Origin of the sequence: Caballeronia sp. LZ033 (assembly GCF_031451265.1) — a bacterium.
In the GTDB taxonomy this organism is placed as follows: Bacteria; Pseudomonadota; Gammaproteobacteria; order Burkholderiales; family Burkholderiaceae; genus Caballeronia.
In genome coordinates, this window is the sequence record NZ_JARUXQ010000014.1 from 1 (window position 1) to 4,887 (window position 4,887).

2 protein-coding genes are annotated in these 4,887 nt (G+C 62.9%); one reads left to right on the top strand and one right to left on the bottom strand.

Going from position 1 to position 4,887, the window contains the following annotated elements:
• A partial coding sequence (locus QCE62_RS34835; protein WP_309927953.1) for a hemagglutinin repeat-containing protein occupies positions 1–4,443 on the top strand: 4,443 nt, incomplete at its 5' end.
• A 22-nt stretch (positions 4,444–4,465) separates the two neighbouring features.
• Here QCE62_RS34835 and QCE62_RS34840 read toward each other — a convergent pair.
• Positions 4,466–4,887: hypothetical protein (locus QCE62_RS34840; RefSeq protein ID WP_309927955.1), on the bottom strand; the 422-nt coding region annotated here is incomplete at its 5' end.

Genomic DNA, 4,887 nt, shown 5'->3' on the forward strand with positions numbered 1-4,887 from the left:
GTCGTGCAGGTGACGTACTCGGGCTATTACCACTACAACAACTACGACGACTCGGAACACAACTGGACGCTGCCGTTCGGCGATGCGCCGTTTGTCGGCAGTCGTCCGGGTGGTTATGCTCAGATCGCACCGGCCGATATCCGATACTTCGCGCTGCCCGCCTACGAATCGAGCTTCGTCGCGGGCCGCACGCTCTCGGGCTCGGGCGTGAGCATCGACAACACGGCCGGCAATGCGGGGACGCCGTCTATCGGACTCGCTCCGGCTCAGGCGGGTTCAGGCGTCGTGATCGGCGACCTTGGCACGCGGCCCGGATCACCGGCGATCGGCGGCGCGAGCTGGGTCGATCCCGTGATCGCGGGCGCGACGGCGCCGAGCGTGTTGCAGAACCTCTCGATTCCGCCAGGCGGTCTGTTCAGTCGCACGAGCGCGCCGGATGCGACCTATCTCATCGCGACCAATCCGGCTTTCACGAACCAGCGGAGCTTCATCTCGAGCGACTACTTCTTGCGGCAACTCGACCTCGATCCGCAGAAGGTACAGAAACGCCTGGGCGATGGCATGTACGAGCAGCAGCTCGTGCGCAATCAGGTCACAACGTTGACCGGCCGTGCGGTGCTCGGTCCCTACACCGACACGCAAGCCATGTATGAGGCGCTATTGGCCGCCGGCGCGTCGCTCGCGAAGTCGCTCGATCTGCCGCTCGGCATGAGTCTGTCGCCGGAACAGGTCGCGGCGCTGACGAGCAACGTCGTCATCATGCAGACGGTCATCGTCGACGGTCAGTCCGTGCTCGTGCCCGTCGTGTACCTTGCGAAGGCAAGCCAGCAGAACATGAACGGGCCGCTGATCGCCGCGACCGATATCGATCTGAAGGACGCACAGACGTTCAGCAACAGCGGCACGATACAGGCGGGCAACACGCTTTCGATTCAGGGCACGCAGATCGACAACGCTTTCGGCGCGCTGCGCAGCGGCGGTCTGATGTCCCTCACCACGCAAGGCGACGTCGATCTGACATCCGCCACCCTCAACGCGGGGAGCCTGGCACTGAATGCCGGCGGCGATCTTCTCCTCAATACCGCTGTCAACACAATCCACCAGGTCAGCGCGACGGGCGCGACGCGCACCGTGAGCACACTCGGGCCGCTCGCGACCGTGAACGTCGCAGGCGACGCGGCGATCGTGACCGGCGGCGACCTTCAGCAGAACGCCGGCACGCTGGACGTCGGTGGCAACCTTGCCATGCTTGTCGGCGGAAACTATGAGCTCGGCTCGGTGCAGACCGGCGAGAACAAGGTCGTCGAGCGCGCCAATGGCGTGTCGCATACCAATCTCAACCAGACGACCGGCAGCGCGGTCAAGGTGGGCGGCGCGACGCAGATCGGCGTTGCCGGCGACCTCACCGCGACCGGCGCGTCGCTGGATCTGAACGGCGGCGGCGTGCTCGCGGCGAATGGCAATGTCACCCTGCAGGCCGCGCGCGCGACCTCGACGGTCGACAGCAACAGCGCAGGCGCCGACGGTCACGGCACTTACTCGGAGTCGTTGCACCGCTCCGACGACACGCTCACGAACACCGTACTCAACGCGGGTAACTCGCTCGTCGTGGCGTCGGGCAAGGATATCAACGTCACAGGCAGCGCGATCAGCCTCGATCACGGCATGGCCGCGCTTGCGGCGACCGGCAACGTCAACATTACGGCCGCGACCGAGACGCACGTCGAGAACACGCAGGAGCAGCACAGCCACAGCAATGCGGTCAGCGGAAAGGAGGTCACGAGTTCGCGCGCCAGCACGGCGACGCTTGCACAAGGCAGCATGGTTTCCGCGGATGCGGTGACGATCGCCAGCGGCCGCGACATCAACGTCCAAGGCAGTACGATCGTCGGCACCCATGACGTCGCGCTGAGCGCGGCGCATGACGTCAAGATCGGCACGTCGCAGGACACCATGACGTCGTCCAGCAGCTATCAGGAAAAGCGCTCCGGGCTCGGCACCAGCGGCCTGACCGTGACCTATGGCAGCAATAATCACGCGACGACCGATCAGGCTTCGAGTGTGACGAACAACGCGAGCACGGTCGGCTCGCTGACAGGCAATCTCTCGATTCAGGCCGGCAATACCCTGCATGTGACCGGCAGCGATCTGCTTGCGGCGAAGGACCTCGTCGGCACGGGCGCGAACGTCACCATCGACGCGGCCAAGGATACGGCGCAGCGTTCGCGGACGGAAACCTCACATACGAGCGGCCTTGCGCTCGGGCTGTCGGGCTCAGTGGGCGACGCGATCAATAACGCCTATACGCAGAGCCGCGCCGCGAGTCACTCGGCGAGCACGGGCAACGATCGAGCGGCGACGCTGCACGCGATCGCGGCCGCGGGGAATGCGGCGATGGGCGTTGCCGGCGCGAGCCGTGGCGCGCTGATGCGGAACCCGAGCATCGCCGTTCAATTGAGCGTCGGGTCGAGCAGCAGCCGCAGCGATTCGAGCGAGACGCAGACGATAAATCGCGGTTCGTCTGTGAACGCAGGAGGCACGGCGGCGTTCGTGGCGACCGAGGGAAACCTGAACATCGCCGGCTCGAACATCAGCGCAAGCGACGTGGTGCTCGCCGCGAAGGATCAGGTGAACGTCGTCAACACGACCGACACGGCGTCGACGCGCAGCTCCAACAGCAGCAAGAGCGCGAGCGTCGGCGTGTCGGTCGGCACGAACGGTTTCGGCATATCGGCGGCGATGGCGAACGCGCACGGCGACGCCAACAGCGACGCAGCGATTCAGAACGCGTCGCACGTAACGGGCGCTAATAGCGTCGCGATCGTCTCAGGCGGCGATACGAACGTGATTGGCTCACAGATCGCCGGAAGACATATCGCGGCGGACGTCGGCGGCAACCTGAACATCGCGAGCGTGCAGGATACGACCGTCAGCGCGGCGCACCAGAGCAGCGCCGGCGGCGGCTTTGCGATCAGTCAGAGCGGCGGCGGCGCGAGCTTCAGCGCACAGAACGGCCATGCGGATGGGAATTATGCGCAGGTCAAGGAACAGGCGGGGCTATATGCGGGCGACGGCGGCTTTGATGTGTCGGTCAAAGGCAATACGGCGCTCACGGGCGCGGTCATTGTCGGCGCGGATGACGCAGCGAAGAACAGTCTGTCCACCGGTACGCTGACGTTCGCGGACGTCGGCAACCACTCGCACTATTCGGCGAACAGTATTGGCGGCTCCGTGGGGCTGTCGCCGGGTCCGAGCTCCGACAAGGCTGTCGGTCCTGCTTCAGTGCCGGGATCGGGCGGGCTGGTGCCGATGATCGGCCAGCATGAGAACGGCGACCAAAGTTCGACCACGCGCAGCGCGATCAGCCCGGGCACGATCACGCTCACCGACGTGGAACGTCAGGCGCAGGACGTGGCGAATCTGAGCCGCGACACGACGAGCACGAACGGCACGGTAGCAAGCACGCCCGACGTGAACGAGATACTGAACCAACAGGCTGATACGATGCAGGCCGCACAGGCGGCGGGGCAAGTGGTGGCTCAAGGCATCGGCGCGTATGCGGATATGGAGCACAATCTGGCGGAGGCCAATCACGATCAGGCGGGTGCAGCGGTGTGGGCCGAGGGTGGTGAGTACAGAATTGCGATGCATATTGCTGGTGGTGCGGCGGTCGCGGGTCTTGGCGGTGGAAGCGTAGGCAGTGCTGCGCAAGGAGCCGCCGGTGCGGGAATCTCGGCGGCGGCTGCGGGCAAGCTCGATGAGTTGAGTCATGACATCGCGGCGTCCAGTCCGACTGGCAATGCGGATGCAGATCGAGCCTTGGGCAACATCATCGCGAATGTGCTTGCCACGGGAGCGGGCGCAGCGGTGGGCGGTAGTTCGGGCGCGTCGGCTGCGTCGAGCGTTGATTTATACAATCGATCTGCTCATGACGGTGCGGGCGGCGACAAGAGGTCGAAGGATCTGGTGGCGCAGGTGTGCCCGGCCACTGTGCAATGTAGTGACGCAATGCTGAGTGCTGAGATTCAGGCGCAGGGGGACAACGCGCAACTTGCACTTGGGGCAATGTCTCCGGATTATGTTTCGATCCAAGGCAACATCTATATTGCTTCAGGCGGCGTAGTAATTAATCTGCACAACGGCGATACATTTGGAAGTTGGGCGCTTGGTAAGCCCATCCCCACGTATTCGTTGAAGCCCGGGCTTTCCGTGACGTTCGGAAGTATTCTTGGAGGAGGAGGTGCAGCAGGTACTAGCTCGTACTTGGCCGGTGGTGGTGCTAATGCGTCAACGTTCGTACCTGTTCCGGCCCTCCCTGCCATTGGTGTAGGTGGCGGGATCAGTCATGCATATGGGGGACAAACCTCCATTGAGTATGGTTTTAGCTTCCCGCCTGGTACCGCAGTGAATCCCATTAGTTATGGGTTTGACATGAAAAAGTAGAGAGGCCAATATGGCTGGACCATCATTCAAACCGGGCCAATACGAGAAGCTGAGTAAAGGTCAAAAGACAATCTACTGGGTTGCCATCGTTATTGGATTTACTCTGATTGCTGGCATCTGGATTTATAAACTCGTTCTGGCGCATTGAAACAACGAACCCAGCCTTGCGCTGGGTTCGTTGTCTGTAGCGATCGTTCAAGCCGGTGTGATGATGAGCTTGCCGTCTTCGACCTGAACACACACGCGACTTCGCGGTTTGAATCCGGCCTGTTGCAGGAAGGCGGTGAGTGAGCTTCCCCTGAAATTTCGCCTTCCAGCAGGTCGCGTATAAACTCGACCCAAAGGAAGGAAAGCATAGATGTTCAAGGTACCGCACCAGGTGTACACGGCAGAGTTCAAGGAAGCCGCCGTGCAACGAGTCAAGGACGGGCAAGGCCTGAGCGC